This is a genomic window from Streptomyces sp. NPDC037100, from assembly GCF_055606225.1.
In genome coordinates this window covers 50,468-71,330 of record NZ_JBVJSX010000010.1, presented here as the reverse complement: position 1 = coordinate 71,330, position 20,863 = coordinate 50,468, and the positions used below count along the sequence as shown (strand labels likewise).

The 20,863-nt window shown below is 71.5% G+C and carries 15 protein-coding genes and 1 pseudogene; 11 read left to right on the top strand and 5 right to left on the bottom strand.

Going from position 1 to position 20,863, the window contains the following annotated elements:
- Positions 1 to 59 precede the first annotated feature (59 nt).
- Positions 60 to 2,103: pseudogene (locus tag ACZ7EG_RS29020) on the bottom strand (glycoside hydrolase family 31 protein).
- 71 nt (positions 2,104 to 2,174) lie between these two features.
- The gene (locus tag ACZ7EG_RS29015) at positions 2,175 to 3,188 is read right to left on the bottom strand and encodes a LacI family DNA-binding transcriptional regulator (protein WP_471085096.1); all 1,014 of its coding nucleotides are present in this window, start codon (positions 3,186 to 3,188) and stop codon (positions 2,175 to 2,177) included.
- A 348-nt stretch (positions 3,189 to 3,536) separates the two neighbouring features.
- Between ACZ7EG_RS29015 and ACZ7EG_RS29010 the strand changes: the two genes are divergently transcribed.
- The 7 genes from ACZ7EG_RS29010 to ACZ7EG_RS28980 all read left to right on the top strand — a co-directional run bounded on the left by ACZ7EG_RS29010 (position 3,537) and on the right by ACZ7EG_RS28980 (position 12,952).
- Positions 3,537 to 5,477 carry an acyl-CoA dehydrogenase family protein gene (locus ACZ7EG_RS29010; protein ID WP_471085093.1) on the top strand — a complete coding sequence of 647 codons (1,941 nt, stop codon included), beginning with the start codon at positions 3,537 to 3,539 and terminating at the stop codon, positions 5,475 to 5,477.
- 96 nt (positions 5,478 to 5,573) lie between these two features.
- Positions 5,574 to 6,830, top strand: a complete 1,257-nt coding sequence (gene dxr / locus ACZ7EG_RS29005; RefSeq protein WP_471085090.1) for a 1-deoxy-D-xylulose-5-phosphate reductoisomerase — start codon at positions 5,574 to 5,576, stop codon at positions 6,828 to 6,830.
- A gap of 8 nt (positions 6,831 to 6,838) precedes the next feature.
- Positions 6,839 to 8,131 carry a M50 family metallopeptidase gene (locus ACZ7EG_RS29000; protein WP_471085700.1) on the top strand — a complete coding sequence of 431 codons (1,293 nt, stop codon included), beginning with the start codon at positions 6,839 to 6,841 and terminating at the stop codon, positions 8,129 to 8,131.
- 168 nt (positions 8,132 to 8,299) lie between these two features.
- Complete coding sequence (gene ispG / locus ACZ7EG_RS28995; protein WP_030853172.1) at positions 8,300 to 9,457, top strand: flavodoxin-dependent (E)-4-hydroxy-3-methylbut-2-enyl-diphosphate synthase; 1,158 nt, start codon at positions 8,300 to 8,302, stop codon at positions 9,455 to 9,457.
- Positions 9,458 to 9,635: 178 nt separating this feature from the next.
- Positions 9,636 to 10,484: a GNAT family N-acetyltransferase gene (locus tag ACZ7EG_RS28990; protein ID WP_471085087.1), complete on the top strand. Its 849-nt coding sequence runs from the start codon at positions 9,636 to 9,638 to the stop codon at positions 10,482 to 10,484.
- Positions 10,485 to 10,615: 131 nt separating this feature from the next.
- Complete coding sequence (locus ACZ7EG_RS28985) at positions 10,616 to 11,146, top strand: GNAT family N-acetyltransferase (RefSeq protein WP_471085084.1); 531 nt, start codon at positions 10,616 to 10,618, stop codon at positions 11,144 to 11,146.
- 105 nt (positions 11,147 to 11,251) lie between these two features.
- Positions 11,252 to 12,952 carry a proline--tRNA ligase gene (locus ACZ7EG_RS28980; protein WP_471085081.1) on the top strand — a complete coding sequence of 567 codons (1,701 nt, stop codon included), beginning with the start codon at positions 11,252 to 11,254 and terminating at the stop codon, positions 12,950 to 12,952.
- A gap of 380 nt (positions 12,953 to 13,332) precedes the next feature.
- Here ACZ7EG_RS28980 and ACZ7EG_RS28975 read toward each other — a convergent pair whose 3' ends face one another.
- The 3 genes from ACZ7EG_RS28975 to ACZ7EG_RS28965 are packed head-to-tail and all read right to left on the bottom strand — an operon-like array spanning position 13,333 to position 15,332.
- The gene (locus ACZ7EG_RS28975) at positions 13,333 to 14,232 is read right to left on the bottom strand and encodes an aminoglycoside phosphotransferase family protein (protein WP_471085078.1); all 900 of its coding nucleotides are present in this window, start codon (positions 14,230 to 14,232) and stop codon (positions 13,333 to 13,335) included.
- 48 nt (positions 14,233 to 14,280) lie between these two features.
- A complete protein-coding gene (locus ACZ7EG_RS28970; RefSeq protein ID WP_471085075.1) occupies positions 14,281 to 14,745 on the bottom strand; it encodes a ferritin-like domain-containing protein in 465 nt (154 codons plus the stop codon).
- Positions 14,742 to 15,332 carry a hypothetical protein gene (locus ACZ7EG_RS28965; RefSeq protein WP_471085072.1) on the bottom strand — a complete coding sequence of 197 codons (591 nt, stop codon included), beginning with the start codon at positions 15,330 to 15,332 and terminating at the stop codon, positions 14,742 to 14,744. The genes ACZ7EG_RS28970 and ACZ7EG_RS28965 overlap by 4 nt, the downstream gene beginning before the upstream one ends.
- A 227-nt stretch (positions 15,333 to 15,559) precedes the next feature.
- Here ACZ7EG_RS28965 and rimP point away from each other — a divergent pair, with 227 nt between their 5' ends.
- The 4 genes from rimP (at position 15,560) to infB (ending at position 20,734) form a co-directional block, all read left to right on the top strand.
- Positions 15,560 to 16,060, top strand: a complete 501-nt coding sequence (rimP, locus tag ACZ7EG_RS28960; RefSeq protein ID WP_031138321.1) for a ribosome maturation factor RimP — start codon at positions 15,560 to 15,562, stop codon at positions 16,058 to 16,060.
- A gap of 2 nt (positions 16,061 to 16,062) precedes the next feature.
- Complete coding sequence (gene nusA / locus ACZ7EG_RS28955; protein WP_104781352.1) at positions 16,063 to 17,061, top strand: transcription termination factor NusA; 999 nt, start codon at positions 16,063 to 16,065, stop codon at positions 17,059 to 17,061.
- 102 nt (positions 17,062 to 17,163) lie between these two features.
- Positions 17,164 to 17,460 (top strand): YlxR family protein, encoded by a 297-nt coding sequence (locus ACZ7EG_RS28950; protein ID WP_078955822.1) that lies wholly within the window; start codon positions 17,164 to 17,166, stop codon positions 17,458 to 17,460.
- 145 nt (positions 17,461 to 17,605) lie between these two features.
- Positions 17,606 to 20,734, top strand: coding sequence for a translation initiation factor IF-2 (gene infB, locus ACZ7EG_RS28945; protein ID WP_471085067.1), 3,129 nt, complete (start codon positions 17,606 to 17,608; stop codon positions 20,732 to 20,734).
- Positions 20,735 to 20,863 lie beyond the last annotated feature (129 nt).

The following is a 20,863-nucleotide window of genomic DNA, read 5'->3' as shown; positions in this document are numbered from 1 at the left end:
ACCGCCACGAAGGGGTGGCCGGAAGACCCCGATCGATCCGGCCACCCCTCGCGACACGGCTACTCCGCTACAGGCAGCCGTGCCCCGTCCCGCAGGAACAGCGGGATCCGGTCCAGCGGGGCGTCGACCGTCACGGCCTGCCCGCCCCCGTACGTCTCACCCGTCCACGCGTCCGTCCACGACGCCCCCGCCGGCAGGTAAGCCGTACGGGAGGTGGCGCCGGCCGTCAGCACCGGCGCGACCAGCAGGTCGGGTCCGAACAGGTAGGAGTCGTCGACCGACCAGGTCAACCGGTCGTCCGGGAATTCCAGGAACAGCGGCCGCATCACCGGCAGCCCCTCCTCGTGGGCGGCGCGCATGACGTCCAGCACATACGGCTTCAGCCGCTCGCGCAGCCGCAGGTACCGCTCCAGGATCGCTCCGGCCTCCTCGCCGTACGACCACACCTCGTTCGGGCCGCCGGTCATTCTCCGGGCCCAGCGGCATGCCCGGGTCGCGGAAGCCGTGCAGCCGCATCAGGGGGGACAGCGCGCCGAACTGGAACCAACGGACCATCACCTCCCGGTACGCCGGGTCGTCCGGGGCGCCGCCGTGGAAGCCGCCGATGTCGGTGTTCCACCACGGGATGCCCGACAGGGCCGTGTTGAGTCCGGCCGCGATCTGCCGGCGCAGGGTGGGGAAGTCGGTGCCGATGTCACCGGACCACAGGGCGGCGCCGTAGCGCTGACTGCCCGCCCAGGCCGAGCGGTTGAGGGTGACGATCTCCTCCTCACCGGTGGCGAGCAGGCCCTCGTAGAACGTGCGGGCGTTCTCCGCCGGGTAGGCGTTGCCGACCTCCAGGCCCGGTCCCGCCCAGTAGCGCAGGTTCTCCTGGAATCCGGGCTTCAGCTCCGGCTCGCAGGCGTCCAGCCAGAACGCCGTGATGCCGTACGGGTCGAGGTAGTTCTCCTTCACCTTCGACCACACGAACTCCCGGGCGTCGGGGTTGGTGGCGTCGTAGAAGGCCACCTGGACCGTGGAGGCGACCTCCTTGTCGGGCCAGTCGGCGTGCGCCATCGGCCCGTACTGGGTGCCGATGAACCAGCCGCGCTGCTCCAGGACCGGGTGGTTCTCGCTCAGCGGCGACACCGACGGCCACACGCTCACCACCAGCTTGATGCCGAGCTCCTCCAGCTCGCGCACCATCGCCGCCGGGTCCGGCCACTCCTTCGGGTCGAACTTCCAGTCGCCCAGGTGCGTCCAGTGGAAGAAGTCGCAGACGATCGCCGAGACGGGCAGGCCGCGCCGCTTGTACTCCCGGGCCACCGCCATGAGTTCGTCCTGCGTGCGGTAGCGCAGCTTGCACTGCCAGAAGCCCGCCGCCCACTGAGGCAGCATCGGGCTGCGGCCGGTCACCGCGCTGTAGCGGCGCTGGCCGCCGGCCGGATCACCCGCCGTGATCCAGTAGTCGATCTGCCGGGCCGAGTCGGCGACCCACCGGGTGCCGTTGTGCGCCAGCTCCACCCGGCCGATCGCCGGGTTGTTCCACAGCAGGGTGTAGCCGCGGCTGGAGGTCAGCACCGGGATGCCGACCTCGGCGTTGCGCTGGACCAGGTCCAGCACCAGGCCCTTCTGGTCCAGACGCCCGTGCTGGTGCTGGCCGAGGCCGTACAGCTTCTCGTCGTCGTAGGCGGCGAAGCGCTGCTCCAGGCGGTGGTGGCCGTTGCCGACGGCCGTGTAGAGCCGGGAGCCGGGCCACCAGAAGTGGGCGCGGTCCTCGGCGAGGATCTCGGCGGAGTCCTCCGTGCGCAGGAAGCGGATCAGGCCCTCGGCGTTCACCTCGACGGTGAGCGCGCCGACGGTCAGCAGCCCGGTCCCGTCCTCGATCTTCACCGTGGCGGGCGTCGCGGGAGCCTCGTCGAGCAGGGCGCCCGGGAGTCCTTCCAGGATCGGGCCGCCGAGCCGGGCACGTACCCGGACCGCGTCCGGACCCCACGGCTCGATCCGGAGGGTCTCCTGGCGGCCGCTCCACTCCAGCGCACCGCCCCGCTCGCGGAACGTGCCGACGGTGGGGGAGGACTGCGCCAGACTCACCTGGGGCTGGGTTTCAGCAGGCTGATTCACGTGGCGGGCTCCTGTGCGGAAGCAGACATGGGGGTGCCCCGGAAGGGGCGCTGTTCAATGGCTGGGAGCGCCTACGACCGGCTCGGCGCCGGACCCGTGCTCCCGCGGACCGTCAGCTCGGGCGCGATCAGCACGACCTCGTCGCTGCCACGCCCCTCCAGCTTGGCGACCAGGTGGTCCACGGCGTGCCGGCCCATCTCCTGCGCGGGGATGGCCACCGACGTGAGCCGCACCGAGGCCTGCATCGCGACCTGGTCGGGGCAGATCGCGACCACCGACACGTCCTCCGGAACGGCCCGGCCCTGCTGCCGCAACAGCGCGAGCAGCGGTTCGACCGCCGACTCGTTCTGCACGATCAGTCCCGAGGTGCCGGGGCGTTCGTCGAGGATCCGGGCGAGGGTGACCGCCATCGCGTCGTACCCGCCCTCGCACGGCCGGTGCAGCAGCCTGACGCCCAGCTCGCGGGAACGGGACCTGAGCCCGTCGAGGGTGCGCTCGGCGAAGCCCGTGTGCCGCTCGTAGACGGCCGGGGCCTCCCCGATGACGGCGATGTCCTGGTGTCCCTGCTTGGCCAGGTGCTCCACGCACAGCGCGCCCGTCGCCCGGAAGTCCAGATCGACACAGGTCAGGCCCGAGGTCTCGGCGGGCAGCCCGATGAGCACGGACGGCTGGTCCGTCGCGCGCAGCAGTGGCAGCCGCTCGTCGTCGAGTTCGACGTCCATGAGGATCATCCCGTCGGCGAGCCCGCTGCCCGCCACACGGCGCACCGCGTCCGGGCCCTCCTCACCGGTGAGCAGCAGCACGTCGTACCCGTGGGCGCGGGCGGAGGTGGCCACGGCGATGGCGATCTCCATCATCACGGGCACGTACATGTCCGTGCGCAGCGGGACCATGAGCGCGATGATGTTCGACTTGCTGCTGGCCAGGGCGCGGGCCCCGGCGTTCGGGTGGTACCCGAGCTCGCGGATGCTCCGCTCGACCCGCTGCCGGGTGTTCGCGGAGATGGACCGCTTGCCGCTGAGGACATAGCTCACCGTGCTCGCCGAGACTCCGGCGTGCTGGGCGACCTCGGCGAGGGTGACCATCCAGCTCTCCAAGCTCTTGTGAAGCGCTTCGACAGTGCGCGTAGCTGACAAAGGTGCGTGAGGGTGGTTCGACAGTAGCCCCAGCAGGAGTGGGTGTCCATAGCTTGTCGAAGCGCTTCGATACGGATTTCCGGGAGCGCTCTCGAAGCGGGAACCGGCCAGGGGGACGCCACTTCGATGCAACACCGTCGTCAGGCGCGCGACAAGTGCCGGGCGCGCTCCACCCCCTTCGGCTGAACGGACGCGCGAGGACTGGTGGGAGCGTCCGGATTCGGGTACCAACGATCCAGTAGCGCTGGTCGGTAACGAAACGGTCCTCCATCTTCTAGTTGCGGCGAGGTGCCCCTCATGTCCGCTTCCACCACCCCCTCTTCCCGTCCCGCCGTCACCGAGCGGGAGGCCCGTGAGGTGGCGGAGGCCGCCCGGGAACAGCACTGGCGCAAGCCCAGCTTCGCCAAGGAGCTGTTCCTCGGCCGCTTCCGGCTCGACCTCATCCACCCCCACCCCCTCCCTGCCGACGAGGCGGCCCAGCGCGGCGAGGAGTTCCTCGCCAAACTCCGCGACTTCGTCGAGACCAAGGTCGACGGGGCCCTCATCGAGCGCGAGGCCCGCATCCCCGACGAGGTGATCGACGGTCTGAAGGAGCTCGGCGCCTTCGGCATGAAGATCGACACCAAGTACGGCGGGCTGGGTCTCGGACAGGTGTACTACAACAAGGCACTCACCCTGGCCGGCTCCGCGAGCCCCGCGATCGGCGTACTGCTCTCCGCGCACCAGTCGATCGGCGTGCCGCAGCCCCTGAAGCTGTTCGGCACGCAGGAGCAGCGGGAGCGCTTCCTGCCGCGCTGCGCCCGCACGGACATCAGCGCCTTCCTGCTCACCGAGCCCGACGTCGGCTCCGACCCGGCCCGCCTGGCCACCACGGCCGTGCCCGACGGGGACGACTACGTCCTCGACGGGGTGAAGCTGTGGACCACCAACGGCGTCGTGGCCGACCTCTTGGTCGTCATGGCCCGGGTCCCGAAGAGCGAGGGCCACCGCGGCGGCATCACCGCCTTCGTCGTGGAGACGAACTCGCCTGGTGTCACCGTCGAGAACCGCAACGCCTTCATGGGCCTGCGCGGCATCGAGAACGGCGTCACCCGCTTCCACCAGGTCCGTGTCCCCGCAGCCAACCGCGTCGGCGAGGAGGGCCAGGGCCTGAAGATCGCCCTGACCACCCTCAACACCGGGCGGCTCTCGCTGCCGGCCTCCTGTGTCGCGGCCGGCAAGTGGTGCCTGAAGATCGCCCGGGAGTGGTCGGCGGCCCGCGAGCAGTGGGGCAAGCCCGTCGCGCACCACGAGGCGGTCGGCTCCAAGATCTCCTTCATCGCGGCCACCACCTTCGCCCTGGAGGCCGTGACCCACCTGGCCTCACAGATGGCCGACGAGGACCGCAACGACATCCGCATCGAAGGCGCCCTCGCCAAGCTGTACGCCTCCGAGATGGCCTGGACGATGGCCGACGAGCTGGTTCAGATCCGCGGCGGACGCGGCTTCGAGACGGCCGACTCCCTGCGGGCCCGCGGCGAGCGCGGCGTCCCGGCCGAGCAGTTGCTGCGCGACCTGCGCATCAACCGCATCTTCGAGGGCTCCACCGAGATCATGCACCTGCTCATCGCGCGCGAGGCCGTCGACGCCCACCTCTCGGTCGCCGGCGACCTCATCGACCCCGAGAAGTCCCTGGGCGACAAGGCCAGGGCGGGTGCGAACGCGGGCGTCTTCTACGCCAAGTGGCTGCCGAAACTGGTCGCCGGACCGGGCCAGCTCCCGGCCTCCTACGGCGAGTTCAAACGCGACGTGGACCTCTCCGGCCACCTGCGCTACGTCGAGCGCACCGCCCGCAAGCTCGCCCGCTCCACCTTCTACGCCATGTCCCGCTGGCAGGGCCGTATGGAGTCCAAGCAGGGCTTCCTCGGCCGGATCGTCGACATCGGCGCCGAACTGTTCGCCATGAGCGCGTCCTGCGTGCGGGCGGAGCTCCTGCGCAGCCAGGGCGACCACGGCCGCGAGGCCTACCAGCTGGCCGACGTCTTCTGCCGCCAGGCCAGGATCCGCATCGAGGAGCTCTTCACCCGCCTGTGGACCAACACCGACGACCTCGACCGCAAGGTCGTCAAGGGCGTCCTGTCCGGCACGTACGAGTGGCTGGAGCAGGGCATCGTCGACCCGTCGGGCGAGGGCCCCTGGATCGCGGACGCGACACCGGGACCGAGCCGGAACGAGAACGTCCACCGGCCGATCCGTTAGACCCGGCCGTCCAGGGGGCGTGCTCAGATATGGCGCGCGCCCCCGGGAAGGGGATGCGCTGTCCTCACCCACCGGCCTTACGGCAACAATGGAGCAATGAGCGACAGTCCAGCCCCCCTCGCCGATCCCCACCTCGTCTACGACCCCGTAGCGGGAGACGGACCGAAGGACGTGGTGATCCTCGGCTCCACCGGGTCCATCGGCACCCAGGCCATCGACCTCGTGCTGCGCAACCCCGACCGGTTCCGGGTCACCGGCCTGTCGGCCAACGGCGGCCGCATCGCCCTCCTCGCCGAGCAGGCCTACCGGCTGCGGGTACGGACGGTCGCCGTAGCCCGCGAGGACGTCGTACCGGCCCTGCGCGAGGCGCTCACCGCGCAGTACGGCCCCGGCGAGCCGCTCCCCGAGCTCCTGGCCGGCCCGGACGCGGCCACCCACCTGGCGGCGTCCGACTGCCACACCGTCCTGAACGGCATCACCGGCTCCATCGGACTCGCCCCGACCCTGGCCGCCCTGGAGGCGGGCCGCACCCTCGCACTGGCCAACAAGGAGTCGCTCATCGTCGGCGGCCCGCTGGTCAAGGCCCTCGCCAAGCCCGGGCAGATCATCCCGGTCGACTCCGAGCACGCCGCCCTCTTCCAGGCCCTGGCCGCGGGCACCCGCGCCGACGTCCGCAAGCTGGTCGTCACCGCCTCCGGCGGCCCCTTCCGCGGTCGCACGAGGGCCGAGCTCGCGAGCGTCACCGTCGAGGACGCCCTCGCGCACCCCACCTGGGCCATGGGCCCGGTCATCACGATCAACTCCGCGACCCTCGTCAACAAGGGCCTGGAGGTCATCGAGGCGCACCTCCTCTACGACATTCCCTTCGACCGCATTGAGGTGGTCGTGCATCCCCAGTCGTATGTCCACTCGATGGTTGAGTTCACGGATGGATCGACACTGGCCCAGGCGACCCCGCCCGACATGCGCGGGCCCATCGCCATCGGCCTCGGCTGGCCCGAGCGGGTGCCCGACGCGGCACCCACCTTCGACTGGAGCAAGGCCTCGACCTGGGAGTTCTTCCCGCTCGACAACGAGGCCTTCCCCTCGGTGAACCTCGCCCGGCACGTGGGCGAGCTCGCGGGCACCGCCCCGGCGGTGTTCAACGCGGCCAACGAGGAGTGCGTGGAGGCGTTCCGCCGGGGCGCACTGCCCTTCGACGGGATCATGGACACCGTCACCCGGGTGGTCGAGGAGCACGGCACCCCGCGTACGGGAACCTCGCTCACCGTGTCGGACGTCCTCGAAGCGGAGACCTGGGCGCGGACCCGGGCCCGGGAACTGGCGGCACAGACGGCGGAGGCCCGTGCATGACGACCCTGATGTTCATCCTCGGCATAGTCCTCTTCGCGGTCGGCCTGCTGTTCTCGATCGCGTGGCACGAGCTGGGGCACCTGTCCACCGCCAAGCTCTTCGGCATCCGCGTGCCGCAGTACATGGTCGGCTTCGGCCCCACGCTCTTCTCGCGCAACAAGGGCGAGACGGAGTACGGCATCAAGGCCATCCCGTTCGGCGGCTACATCCGCATGATCGGCATGTTCCCGCCCGGCCCCGACGGCCGGATGGAGGCCCGCTCCACCTCCCCGTGGCGCGGCATGATCGAGGACGCCCGCACCGCCGCCTACGAGGAGCTCAGGCCGGGCGACGAGAAGCGCATGTTCTACACGCGCGCCCCCTGGAAGCGCGTGATCGTGATGTTCGCGGGCCCCTTCATGAACCTGGTCCTGGCGGTGGCGCTGTTCCTCACCGTCCTGATGGGCTTCGGCATCACCCAGCAGACCACCACGGTCAGCTCGGTCTCCCAGTGCGTCATCGCGCAGAACGAGAACCGCGACAAGTGCGAGAAGGGCGACCCGGCCGCCCCCGCCGCCGCGGCGGGCCTCAAGGCCGGCGACAAGATCGTCTCCTTCGACGGGGTGAAGACCGACGACTGGAACAAGCTGTCCGACCTGATCCGCGCCACCCCCGGCAAGGAGGTGCCGATCGTCGTCGACCGCAAGGGCCAGGACGTCACCCTGCACGCGAAGATCGCCACCAACCAGGTCGCCAAGAAGGACGCGAGCGGCCAGATCGTCGAGGGCCAGTACGTCCAGGCCGGCTTCCTCGGCTTCAGCGCCGCCACCGGCGTGGTCAAACAGGACTTCGGCGACTCCGTGAGCTGGATGGGCGACCGGATCGGCGAGGCCGTCGACTCCCTGGCCGCACTCCCCGGCAAGGTGCCGGCGCTCTGGAACGCGGCCTTCGACGGCGCCGAGCGCGAGGCCGACTCCCCGATGGGCGTGGTCGGCGCGGCCCGCGTCGGCGGTGAGATCTTCACTCTCGACATCCCGCCCACCCAGCAGCTGGCCATGGCCCTGATGCTGGTCGCCGGCTTCAACCTCTCCCTGTTCCTGTTCAACATGCTGCCGCTGCTGCCGCTCGACGGCGGCCACATCGCGGGCGCCCTGTGGGAGTCGCTGCGCCGCAACCTCGCCAGGCTGCTGCGCCGCCCCGACCCGGGCCCCTTCGACGTGGCGAAGCTCATGCCGGTCGCCTACGTCGTCGCGGGGATCTTCATCTGCTTCACGATCCTCGTGCTGATCGCAGACGTGGTCAACCCGGTGAAAATCTCCTAGTCATACGGCGTTCACGGCGGCCCGGCAGGCTTTTCGCCGGGCCGCCTCCCATCGAGTGGCACGGCGGGTGGGATGTGCTCGCCCCGAGGCATGTGCCGTAATCTCGAAGCTCGGAGCCCGCTGCTCACGGGACCGGACCTTGATCCACGACTTGGGGTTGCACAGCAGATGACTGCGATTTCTCTCGGCATGCCGTCCGTTCCGACCAAGCTCGCCGAGCGCCGGAAGAGCCGCCAGATCCAGGTCGGGTCCGTGGCGGTCGGCGGAGACGCCCCCGTCTCGGTCCAGTCGATGACCACCACGCGGACGTCCGACATCGGCGCGACCCTCCAGCAGATCGCCGAACTCACCGCGTCCGGCTGCCAGATCGTCCGCGTCGCCTGCCCGACCCAGGACGACGCGGACGCCCTCGCCACCATCGCCCGCAAGTCGCAGATCCCGGTCATCGCCGACATCCACTTCCAGCCGAAGTACGTGTTCGCGGCCATCGAGGCCGGCTGTGCGGCGGTCCGCGTCAACCCGGGCAACATCAAGCAGTTCGACGACAAGGTCAAGGAGATCGCCAAGGCGGCCCGGGACCATGGCACCCCGATCCGCATCGGCGTCAACGCCGGCTCGCTCGACCGGCGCCTGCTGCAGAAGTACGGCAAGGCGACCCCCGAGGCCCTGGTCGAGTCGGCCCTGTGGGAGGCGTCCCTCTTCGAGGAGCACGACTTCCGCGACATCAAGATCTCCGTCAAGCACAACGACCCGGTCGTCATGATCGAGGCCTACAAGCAGCTCGCCGCCCAGTGCGACTACCCGCTGCACCTGGGCGTCACGGAGGCGGGCCCCGCCTTCCAGGGCACGATCAAGTCGGCGGTGGCCTTCGGCGCGCTCCTCTCCCAGGGCATCGGCGACACGATCCGCGTCTCGCTCTCCGCGCCGCCCGCCGAGGAGGTCAAGGTCGGCATCCAGATCCTGGAGTCCCTGAACCTCAAGGAGCGCGGCCTGGAGATCGTCTCCTGCCCGTCCTGCGGTCGCGCCCAGGTCGACGTCTACAAGCTCGCCGAGGAGGTCACGGCCGGCCTCACCGGCATGGAGGTCCCGCTGCGCGTCGCCGTCATGGGCTGCGTCGTGAACGGCCCCGGCGAGGCCCGCGAGGCCGACCTCGGCGTCGCCTCCGGCAACGGCAAGGGCCAGATCTTCGTCAAGGGCGAGGTCATCAAGACCGTCCCCGAGTCCAAGATCGTGGAGACCCTCATCGAGGAGGCCATGAAGCTCGCCGAGCAGATGGAGAAGGACGGCGTGACCTCGGGCGAACCGTCGGTGGCGGTCGCGGGCTGAACCTCGCGGACCGGCGGCTTCCCCGTGCCCCGCTGTGCGGGGGCGCGGGGAACCGCGCGACAAGCCACACCGCACCCGCTGACGCCGGAAAACCGTCGCTCCCGAGCTCCGAGGCGTCCCGCCCAAGCAGCGCGGCTATAGTGCGGAGACCAGCAACCCCAGTTCGTGAGGCCCGCACGTGTTGACGCAGACCACCTCACGGGTCCTCGAACCGAGCGACCTGGACGCCGCGCTCGCCGTCCTCGACCGCGAGCCGGTCGTGAACGCCTTCGTGACGTCCCGCGTTCAGATCGCCGGACTCGACCCGTGGCGGCTCGGCGGTGAGATGTGGGGCTGGTACGAGGACGGCATACTCACCTCCCTCTGCTACGCCGGCGCCAACCTGGTCCCGATCTGCGCGGGGCCGCGCGCCGTCCGCGCCTTCGCCGACCGCGCCCGCCGCGCCGGTCGCCGCTGCTCCTCCATCGTCGGCCCCTCCGGCGCCACCTCCGACCTGTGGCGCCTCCTGGAACCCCAGTGGGGCCCGGCCCGCGACGTCCGCCGCCATCAGCCGCTCATGGTCACCGACCGTCTCCCGGCCGACATCACCCCGGACCCCTACGTCCGTCGCGTCCGCAAGGACGAGATGGAGACGGTCATGCCGGCGTGCGTGGCCATGTTCACCGAAGAGGTCGGCGTCTCCCCGCTGGCCGGCGACGGCGGCCTGCTCTACCAGGCCCGTGTCGCCGAACTCGTCGGCTCCGGCCGCGCCTTCGCCCGTTTCGACGCGGACGGCAGGGTCGTCTTCAAGGCCGAGATCGGCGCCGCGACGGACCGCGCCTGCCAGATCCAGGGCGTCTGGGTGGCCCCCGAACACCGGGGCACCGGCCTGGCCGCCCCGGGCATGGCGGCCGTACTGCGCTACGCCCTCGCCGACGTCGCCCCCGTGGTCAGCCTCTACGTCAACGACTTCAACACGGCGGCCAGGAGGGCCTACCAGAGGGTGGGCTTCAGGGAAGTGGGCGCCTTCATGAGCGTGCTCTTCTGATCGCGCCGGAGGGGAACCGACCCGGGGGCCCGGGCCGCCTGCCGATATGCGGCTGCGCCGCGTGAGCGCGAGCAACCCGATGCGGTCCGCACCCGTACGCCAACCGAATCCGCCCCTGTAGGCTCCCCGCCATGGACCTCGTGATCGGCCCACTCGACCTCTCCGCCCACGTCGACGAGGCCCTGGCCGTCCAAGCCGTGGCCTTCGGCCTCGGCCCCGACGAAGTCGCCGTCCGCCGCCAGATCGTCCTGCGCCACATGACCTACCCCGGTGCCCGCGCCCTCGGCGTCACAGCCGGCGCAGACCTCGTGGGTTTCGTCTACGGCATGCCCAACGACCGCACCCACTGGTGGTCCACGGTCGTCGAGCCCTACCTCCGCGCCCAGCACAACGACCACTGGCTCGACGACTCCTTCGTGATCACAGAACTGCACGTTCACCCGGCCCACCAGAACCGCGGCCTCGGACGCTCCCTGATCACCACGATCACCGACGGCGCCGACGAACCCCGCTCGATCCTCTCCGCGATCGACACCGACAGCCCGGCCCGCGCCCTCTACCGCTCCCTCGGCTACCAGGACCTGGCCCGCCAGGTCCTCTTCCCCAGCGCGCCGAAGCCGTACGCCGTGATGGGCGCCCCGCTGCCCCTGTCCCGCGGATAACCGATTTCCGCCGCCGCGCACCCCCGGATAACCTCCTGCCATCACCTTCCCCCGCTCTCGGCTCCGCTCGAGCGGGGGACCCCCAGCAGCAGGAGCAGAGGAACCATGGCAAACGCACCGGTCCAGCGCATGTCCCAGTTGTTGGCGAAGACGTTGCGCGACGACCCGGCGGACGCCGAGGTCCTCAGCCACAAGCTCCTCGTCCGCGCCGGCTACGTACGCCGCACCGCCGCCGGCGTCTGGAGCTGGCTGCCCCTCGGCAAGAAGGTGCTGGCCAACGTCGAGCGGATCGTCCGTGAGGAGATGGACGCCGTCGGCGCCCAGGAGGTCCTGCTCCCCGCCATCCTCCCGCGTGAGCCCTACGAGGCCACCGGCCGCTGGGACGAGTACGGCCCCGAGCTGTTCCGCCTGCAGGACCGCAAGGGCGGCGACTACCTCCTCGGCCCCACCCACGAGGAGATCTTCACCCTCCTGGTGAAGGACCAGGCGTCCTCCTACAAGGACCTGCCGGTCATCCTCTACCAGATCCAGAACAAGTACCGCGACGAGGCCCGGCCCCGCGCCGGCATCCTGCGCGGCCGCGAGTTCCTCATGAAGGACTCCTACTCCTTCGACACCGAGGACGAGGGGCTCGCCAAGTCCTACGCCCTGCACCGCGAGGCCTACCAGAAGATCTTCGCGCGCCTCGGCCTCGACTACCGCATCTGCGCCGCGACGGCCGGCGCGATGGGCGGCTCCAAGTCCGAGGAGTTCCTCGCCCCGGCCGAGGCCGGCGAGGACACCTTCGCCGACTGCCCGAACTGCGACTTCGCCGCCAACACCGAGGCGATCACGTACGAGCTGACGTCCGTCGACGCCTCGGACGTGCCGGCCGCCGAGGACATCCCGACCCCCGACACCCCGACCATCGAGACCCTCGCCGCCTCCCTCGGCGTCCCCGCCTCCGCCACGCTGAAGAACCTCCTCGTGAAGGTCGACGGCGAGATCGTCGCCGTCGGCGTCCCCGGGGACCGCGAGGTCGACATGGACAAGGTCGAGGCGCACTTCGCCCCGGCCACCGTCGAACTGGTCACCGAGACGGACTTCGCCGCCCGCCCCGACCTGGTCCGCGGCTACGTCGGACCGCAGGGCCTGGACAAGGTCACGTACATCGCCGACCCGCGCGTCGCCCCGGGCACGGCCTGGATCACCGGCGCCAACAAGGCCGGCACCCACACCAAGAACGTCGTCGCGGGCCGCGACTTCGAGGTCGACACGTACGTCGACGTCGTGGTCGTCCAGGAGGGCGACCCCTGCCCGAAGTGCGGCACGGGGCTGGTCCTGGACCGCGCCATCGAGATCGGCCACATCTTCCAGCTGGGCCGCAAGTACGCCGACGCCCTCAAGCTCGACGTCCTCGGTCAGAACGGCAAGCCGGTCCGCGTCACCATGGGCTCCTACGGCATCGGCGTCTCCCGTGCGGTGGCCGCCCTCGCCGAGCAGAGCGCCGACGACAAGGGGCTGTGCTGGCCCGCCGAGGTCGCCCCGGCCGACGTGCACGTGGTCGCCGCCGGCAAGGCCCTCCAGACCGAACTCGCCCTGGACATCTCCCAGAAGCTGGCCGCGGCCGGTGTCCGCGTCCTGGTCGACGACCGCCCCGGCGTCTCCCCGGGCGTCAAGTTCACGGACTCCGAGCTGATCGGCGTACCGCAGATCCTCGTGGCCGGCCGGCGCGCCGCCGACGGCGTGGTGGAACTGAAGGACCGCCGTACCGGCGAGCGCGAGGAACTGACGGTCGAGGAGGCCGTCGCCCGCCTCACGGCGTAGCACCGAGAGGGCCGGGCGGGCTGACCGAATCGGTCCGCCCGGGGCTCTGGGGCTGCGAGCCGGACCGGGTCCGCCGGTGCTGGTTCGTAGCTCTGTCTCTGTCAGTCCGCTTTGGGTTCCGGGGCTCTGGGGCTGCGAGCCGGACCGGGCCGCCGATGCTGGTTCGCAGCTCTGTCCCTTTCAGTCCGCCTGCGGCTCCGGGGCTCCGGGGCTGCGAGCCGGACCGGGCCGCCGGTGCTGGTTCGCAGCCCCGCCCCTTTCAGCCCGCCCGACGCTCCGGTGTTCCGGGGCCCCGAGCCGGGCCGGATCGCCGGTGCGGGGTTCGACAGCCCCGCCCCTCGAACCCCGCCCCTCGAACCCCACCCCTCGGTCCCGACGCCCTACAGCCAGCCCGCGAACTCCAGCAGCAGTTCCGCATCCCGCGGCCGCCCGACGCGCCCCGCACGCACGCCCGACTCCACGGCCCGGAACAGCGTCCAGCCCCGCAGCCGGTCCTGGTCCACGTCCAGGGACTCGGCGAGCCGCTTCACCCGGCGCCGGGTCGTGGCCGCTCCGGACGGCTGGGCGATCAGGTCCTCCACCCGGTCCCGGACCAGCCGGGCCAGATCGAAGGCGCACTCGCCGACCACCGGGTCGGGCCCCACGGCCAGCCACGGCATCCGCTCCCCGCCGAGCACCTTGCTCTGCCGGAACGTGCCGTGCAGCAGCCGGTGCTCGGGCGGCGCGGTCAGCAACTCCTCGCGCGCCGCCAGCGCCAGATCGACCAGCGCGGCCACCTCGGGCTCGGCCCGGGCCTGCGCCCGCATCGCCTCGGCCTGCCGCCCGGTCCGCTCGGCCACCGTCTCGAAGGGGAAGTCGGCGGGCGGCTCCACCCACAGCCGCCGCAGCGTTCCCGCCGCCTCCAGCAGCGCCTTCGCCTCCGGCAGCGACCGCACCGACACGTCCGGATGCAGCCGTTCCAGCAGCAGCACGCCCTCGGTCGACGCGGGTTCGAGCAGCTGCACGGCACCCCGCCCGGCCCAGTGCGCGAGCGCGGCCCGCTCCGCCTCCGGACGGGCCCGGCCCGGCGCCAGCTTGAGCACGGCGGGTGTCCCGTCGGCCGTCCGCACCAGCACGACCAGGCTGCTGCGCCCACCGGGCACCTGCACCCGCTCCACGGTCAACTCGCGTAGTGCGACGGCCTGCTGCGCCGCCGCGGGCAGCTTCTCCAGCCAGTCGTCACCGTCCGGCGCCGTCTCACCGAGCGCCCTCACCAGACGCTTCGGCGGTTCGAAAACCATGCGCGAGTCGTTCCCTTCGTACTGTCCGCGGTGCGTGCCCTGCGCGGATCACGCCGTCGGCGCCGCCGAGGGCGGGGCCGTGCCGGCCCGCTCGGCGAGCCCAGGGAAGGCTACGCTCTCGCCGCGCCAGCGCACCGCCCGCACCGCCGCCTCCCGCAGCGCCTCGGCGGCCAGGGCCCGCCGCCCGCCGCCCGCCGCGCGCACCAGGTCGGCGTACACCCCGGCCACTCGGTCCTCCAGCTCGGCGGCGAGCCGCACGGCCGCCGCCGCGTCCGGCACCTGGAAGGGCAGCGCGTAACCGGCCGACGCGGCCACCGGCCGGCCCCCCAGGTCCTTCACCTCGCGCACCAGCGCGTCCCTGCGCGCCCGGTGGGCGTCGTACGCCCTGACGGCCTCGGTGCGCCGCCCCTCGCCGATCCTCCCGCCGACGACGCCGTACCCGTAGACCGCCGCGTGCTCGGCCGCCAGCGCCGCCTGCAGAGCCCGCAGCTCCCGGTCCTTCTCCTCGCTCACGCGCCACCCTCCGTCAGCAGATACACATGCGCCGCCCCGGCCGCCGCGACCGACGCCAGCAGCCGCGCCAGCTCGCCCGGAACCGCGCCCAGCGCCTTGACCCGCCGGTCCGCGAGCTCCCGCTCCGCCGCGGCGAGTCCGGCGAGGGCGTCCTTGTCGTTCCCCGGCACGGCTGCGGACGGAGAGGGTGAGGCCCCAGAGGCCCCGGAGGCCCCAGAGGCCGAAGAGGCCGAAGAGGCCGAAGAGGCCGAAGAGGCCGCCGAGGGTGACACGGAAGGGGATGCCGAAGGCGATGCTTTTCGGCCACCGCCGAACGCCTGCGCGTGCCGGACGACCTCCTCGCGCAGCGGCCGCAGCCGGCCCGCGAGCCCCGGTCGGGCGGCGATCACCGCGTCGTAGCGCTCCGCCAGCCCCTCGCTGTCGCGGGCCGCACGCGCGCGTGCCCGGTCGGCGGCCGACGTACCGTCTCCGGCCGGGCCACCGGAGTCGCCGGTGCAGCCCGTCAGGGCGAGGGCCGCCGGGGCGACGGCGAGCAGACTCCTTCTGCGCGGCCCCGAGCGGGCACGCGGCGATGGGGGGAACGGCACGTCAGACGTCCTCGGGGCTCGTGTCGAGAAACATTCGAGAAACATTCGAGAAAGAAGGGACCGCAAGGGCTGCGCGCCCGTGATCACGGTACCCGGGCCTCCGCCCGGCATCACTCAGCGGCACTGTTCGTGACCGGGTGGACGGCAACACTCCCCGCGACCGGATACCCTTTGACCAGACACGCGACCCATCCCACAACAGCACACGCGGCCGAGGAGTCACCCGGATGAGCACCACCCAGAGCGAGAGGCTGCGAGAGCTACTGGAACCGCTCGTCAGCTCCCAGGGCCTGGATCTCGAGGAGATCGAGGTGGACTCCGTCGGACGCAAGCGTGTGCTGCGCGTCGTCGTCGACTCGGACACGGGCGCCGACCTGGACCAGATCGCCGATGTGAGCCGCGCGCTCTCGGCGAAGCTCGACGAGACGGACGCGATGGGCGAGGGCGAGTACACCCTCGAGGTCGGCACCCCGGGCGCGGAGCGCCCCCTCACGGAACACCGCCACTACGTGCGCGCCACCGACCGGCTGGTGAAGTTCCAGCTGGCCGAGGGCGGCGAGCTGGTCGCCAGGATCCTGAAGGTCGACGACGAGGGTGTCGACACCGAGGTGCCCGGGGTGAAGGGCCGCAAGGCCACCGCGCGCAGACTCGCCTTCGACGACATCGTCCGGGCGCGTGTCCAGGTCGAGTTCAGCCGCAAGGACAACAAGAAGGAAGAGGAGGCGTAGCCGTGGACATCGACATGAGCGCCCTGCGGGGCTTGGTTCGGGAGAAGGAGATCTCCTTCCCCCTGCTGGTCGAGGCGATCGAGTCGGCCCTCCTCATCGCCTACCACCGCACCGAGGGAAGCCGCCGCCACGCGCGCGTGGAGCTCAACCGGGAGACCGGCCATGTGACCGTGTGGGCGAAGGAGGACCCCGACGACCTCGAGGAGGGCCAGGAGGCCCGCGAGTTCGACGACACCCCGTCCGGTTTCGGCCGTATCGCCGCCACCACGGCCAAGCAGGTCATCCTGCAGCGCCTGCGCGACGCCGAGGACGACGCGACGCTCGGCGAGTACGCCGGCCGTGAGGGCGACATCGTCACCGGCGTGGTCCAGCAGGGCCGCGACCCGAAGAACGTGCTCGTCGACATCGGCAAGCTCGAGGCCATCCTGCCCGTGCAGGAGCAGGTGCCGGGCGAGACCTACCCGCACGGCATGCGGCTGCGCTCGTACGTCGTCCGGGTGGCCAAGGGCGTCCGCGGCCCGTCCGTGACGCTGTCGCGCACGCACCCCAACCTGGTGAAGAAGCTCTTCGCCCTGGAGGTGCCGGAGATCGCCGACGGTTCGGTGGAGATCTCCGCGATCGCCCGTGAGGCCGGTCACCGCACGAAGATCGCCGTACGGTCCACCCGCTCCGGCCTGAACGCCAAGGGCGCCTGCATCGGTCCCATGGGCGGCCGCGTGCGCAACGTCATGGCCGAGCTGAACGGTGAGAAGATCGACATCGTGGACTGGTCGGACGACCCGGCCGACATGGTGGCGAACGCGCTGTCCCCGGCCCGGGTCTCCAAGGTGGAGATCGTGGACATGGCGACCCGGTCGGCCCGGGTGACCGTGCCCGATTACCAGCTGTCCCTGGCCATCGGCAAGGAGGGGCAGAACGCCCGCCTCGCGGCCCGGCTGACCGGCTGGCGGATCGACATCCGTCCGGACACCGAACCGGCCGCGGCCGGCTCCGAGGAATAGATCCGAGCCGCGCGCCGTTCAGATCACGACAGGTTCACGCGCGGCAACTGTTCGAATCCTGCCCCAAAGGGGTGAGGAGCGTACGGGGAGGTAGACTTAGCAGTGTCTGGCCGGACGCGCGCCCGCGCATGCCCTGAACGCACCTGTGTGGGGTGTCGGGAGCGAGCGGCAAAGGCCGAACTGCTGCGGATCGTAGCGATCAAGGACGCATGCGTCCCTGATCCACGCGGTACGCTGCCCGGCCGGGGTGCGTACGTTCACCCCGCACCGGTCTGTCTCGACCAGGCGGTACGCCGCCGGGCGTTCCCGAGGGCACTGCGCGTCCCGGGACCGCTCGACACAAAGGCGTTGCGCCAGTACGTCGAGCAGACGACAGTTGCCGAGCAGGCAACACGGTAAGACGTGCCGCACGGAACCCCGTGCGGCTAGGTACCTCGCGAGTCGAAAGCAGGTCGAGATTGCGATGAGCACTCGATGAGTACGCGATGAGTACGCCCATGAACTAGCGACGGTCCGGACGCAACCCGGACCTCAAAGGAGCGAAGTGGCTAAGGTCCGGGTCTACGAACTCGCCAAGGAGTTCGGCGTCGAGAGCAAGGTCGTCATGGCCAAGCTCCAGGAACTCGGTGAATTCGTCCGTTCGGCGTCTTCGACCATCGAAGCGCCCGTTGTACGCAAGCTGACGGACGCCCTCCAGCAGGGCAGCGGAGGCGGCAAGCCCGCCCCTGCCCGCAAGGCTGCCCCGGCAAAGCCGGGTGCCCCCTCTCCCGCGCAGGCTGCCCGTCCGGCAGCCCCGCGCCCGCCGGCCCCCAAGCCGGCCGCCGCCGAGAAGCCCGCGGCCCCCGCCGCGTCGGCCACTCCCGGCCCCCGTCCCACCCCGGGCCCGAAGCCCGCGCCGCGGCCCGCCCCGGCGTCCCCGGCTCCGACCACGCCCGAGTTCACGGCACCCCCGTCGGCTCCTGCCGCGCCGTCCTCGCCGTCGTCGCCGTCGTCGTCCTCCTCGTCCCAGGGTTCCGGCCCGCGTCCGGGCGCCCCGCGTCCGGCCGGCCAGGCGCCGCGTCCGGGTGCTCCGCGTCCGGGCGGTCCCGGCCAGGGCGGCCAGGGCCGTGGTGACCGCGGCGACCGTCCCGGCGCTCCGCGCCAGGGTGGCGGCGCCCCGCGTCCCGGTGCCCGTCCGGCGGGCCCCCGTCCGGGCAACAACCCCTTCACCTCCGGCGGCTCCACCGGCATGGCGCGCCCGCAGGCGCCCCGTCCGGGCGGCGCCCCGCGTCCGGGCGGCCCCGGTGCGCCCGGTGGCGCCCCGCGTCCGCAGGGCCAGGGCGGCCAGGGCGGTCCCCGTCCGCAGGGTGCCGGCGGCGGTCCTCGTCCGCAGGCTCCGGGCGGCGCGCGTCCGACCCCGGGCGGCATGCCCCGTCCGCAGGGCGGCGGCCCGCGTCCCGGCGGCGGTCCCGGCGGTCCGCGTCCGAACCCCGGCATGATGCCGCAGCGTCCGGCTGCCGGCCCGCGTCCCGGTGGCGGTGGCCCCGGCGGCCGCGGTCCCGGTGGCGGCGGTCGTCCCGGTGGCGGCGGCGGTCGCCCGGGTGGCGGCGGCTTCGCCGGTCGTCCCGGTGGCGGCGGCGGTTTCGCCGGTCGTCCCGGTGGTCCCGGTGGCGGTGGCGGCGGTTTCGCCGGCCGTCCGGGTGGTCCCGGTGGCGGTGGCCGTCCCGGCTTCGGTGGTCGTCCCGGTGGTCCCGGTGGCCGCGGTGGCACGCAGGGTGCGTTCGGCCGTCCCGGCGGTCCGGCGCGTCGTGGTCGCAAGTCGAAGCGGCAGAGGCGCCAGGAGTACGAGGCCATGCAGGCCCCGTCGGTCGGCGGTGTGATGCTGCCTCGCGGCAACGGCGAGACCGTTCGCCTGTCGCGCGGTGCCTCGCTCACCGACTTCGCGGAGAAGATCAACGCCAACCCGGCGTCGCTCGTCGCGGTCATGATGAACCTCGGCGAGATGGTCACGGCCACGCAGTCCGTCTCCGACGAGACGCTGCAGCTCCTCGCCGACGAGATGAACTACACGGTTCAGATCGTCAGCCCCGAGGAGGAGGACCGCGAGCTCCTCGAGTCCTTCGACATCGAGTTCGGCGAGGACGAGGGCGACGAGGAGGACCTGATGGTCCGTCCGCCCGTCGTCACCGTCATGGGTCACGTCGACCACGGTAAGACCCGGCTCCTCGACGCCATCCGCAAGACGAACGTCATCGCGGGCGAGGCCGGCGGCATCACCCAGCACATCGGTGCCTACCAGGTCGCGACCGAGGTCAACGAAGAAGAGCGCAAGATCACCTTCATCGACACCCCGGGTCACGAGGCGTTCACCGCCATGCGTGCCCGTGGTGCGAGGTCGACCGACATCGCGATCCTGGTCGTCGCGGCCAACGACGGCGTCATGCCGCAGACGGTCGAGGCGCTCAACCACGCCAAGGCGGCCGAGGTCCCGATCGTCGTCGCGGTCAACAAGATCGACGTCGAGGGCGCCGACCCGACCAAGGTGCGCGGTCAGCTGACCGAGTACGGCCTGGTGGCCGAGGAGTACGGCGGCGACACCATGTTCGTCGACATCTCCGCCAAGCAGGGTCTGCACATCGACTCCCTGCTGGAGGCCGTGATCCTCACGGCCGACGCCTCGCTCGACCTGCGGGCCAACCCGAACCAGGACGCGCAGGGCATCTCGATCGAGTCCCGTCTCGACCGCGGCCGCGGTGCCGTGTCGACGGTCCTCGTCCAGCGAGGCACGCTGCGGGTCGGCGACACCATGGTGGTCGGCGACGCGTACGGCCGAGTCCGGGCGATGCACGACGACAACGGCAACAGCGTTGCCGAGGCCGGTCCCTCGACGCCGGTTCAGGTCCTGGGCCTGACCAACGTCCCGGGTGCGGGCGACAACTTCCTGGTGGTCGACGAGGACCGTACGGCCCGTCAGATCGCCGAGAAGCGCGCCGCCCGTGAGCGCAACGCCGCGTTCGCCAAGCGCACGCGCCGCGTGTCGCTGGAGGACCTGGACAAGGTGCTCAAGGCCGGCGAGGTCCAGCAGCTGAACCTGATCATCAAGGGTGACGCTTCCGGATCCGTCGAGGCGCTCGAGTCCTCGCTGCTCCAGCTGGACGTCGGCGAAGAGGTCGACATCCGCGTCCTGCACCGCGGTGTCGGTGCGGTCACGGAGTCCGACATCGACCTGGCCATGGGCTCCGACGCCATCGTCATCGGCTTCAACGTGCGCGCCGCCGGGCGTGCGCAGCAGATGGCCGAGCGCGAGGGTGTCGACGTCCGGTACTACTCGGTCATCTACCAGGCGATCGAGGAGATCGAGGCGGCCCTCAAGGGCATGCTCAAGCCGGAGTACGAAGAGGTCGAGCTCGGTACGGCGGAGATCCGCGAGGTCTTCAAGTCGTCCAAGCTGGGCAACATCGCGGGTGTTCTCATCCGCTCCGGCGAGGTCAAGCGCAACACCAAGGCGCGCCTCATCCGCGACGGCAAGGTGGTCGCGGAGAACCTCAACATCGAGGGTCTGCGTCGCTTCAAGGACGACGTCACCGAGATCCGCGAAGGCTTCGAGGGCGGTATCAACCTCGGCAACTTCAACGACATCAAGGTCGACGACGTCATCGCGACGTACGAGATGCGCGAGAAGCCGCGCGTCTGACCTGAGCCACGATCGGGGCCGATCGGCGGGACTTATTCCGTCGATCGGCCCCGGCCGTTGCGTGTACGGTTCCCGTATCGGCGTCGAAGCGTGGCGCCCGTACCCCGAACCGGCGGGACATCCGGATAC

Coding starts and splice junctions, on each gene's coding strand:
- ACZ7EG_RS28975 (WP_471085078.1), bottom strand. CDS start 14,232: ATGGTTTTCGAACCGCCGAAGCGTCTGGTGAGGGCGCTCGGTGAGACG.
- dxr (WP_471085090.1), top strand. CDS start 5,574: ATGAGCGACAGTCCAGCCCCCCTCGCCGATCCCCACCTCGTCTACGAC.
- ACZ7EG_RS29015 (WP_471085096.1), bottom strand. CDS start 3,188: ATGGTCACCCTCGCCGAGGTCGCCCAGCACGCCGGAGTCTCGGCGAGC.
- ispG (WP_030853172.1), top strand. CDS start 8,300: ATGACTGCGATTTCTCTCGGCATGCCGTCCGTTCCGACCAAGCTCGCC.
- ACZ7EG_RS29010 (WP_471085093.1), top strand. CDS start 3,537: ATGTCCGCTTCCACCACCCCCTCTTCCCGTCCCGCCGTCACCGAGCGG.
- ACZ7EG_RS28980 (WP_471085081.1), top strand. CDS start 11,252: ATGGCAAACGCACCGGTCCAGCGCATGTCCCAGTTGTTGGCGAAGACG.
- ACZ7EG_RS28985 (WP_471085084.1), top strand. CDS start 10,616: ATGGACCTCGTGATCGGCCCACTCGACCTCTCCGCCCACGTCGACGAG.
- ACZ7EG_RS29000 (WP_471085700.1), top strand. CDS start 6,839: ATGTTCATCCTCGGCATAGTCCTCTTCGCGGTCGGCCTGCTGTTCTCG.
- rimP (WP_031138321.1), top strand. CDS start 15,560: ATGAGCACCACCCAGAGCGAGAGGCTGCGAGAGCTACTGGAACCGCTC.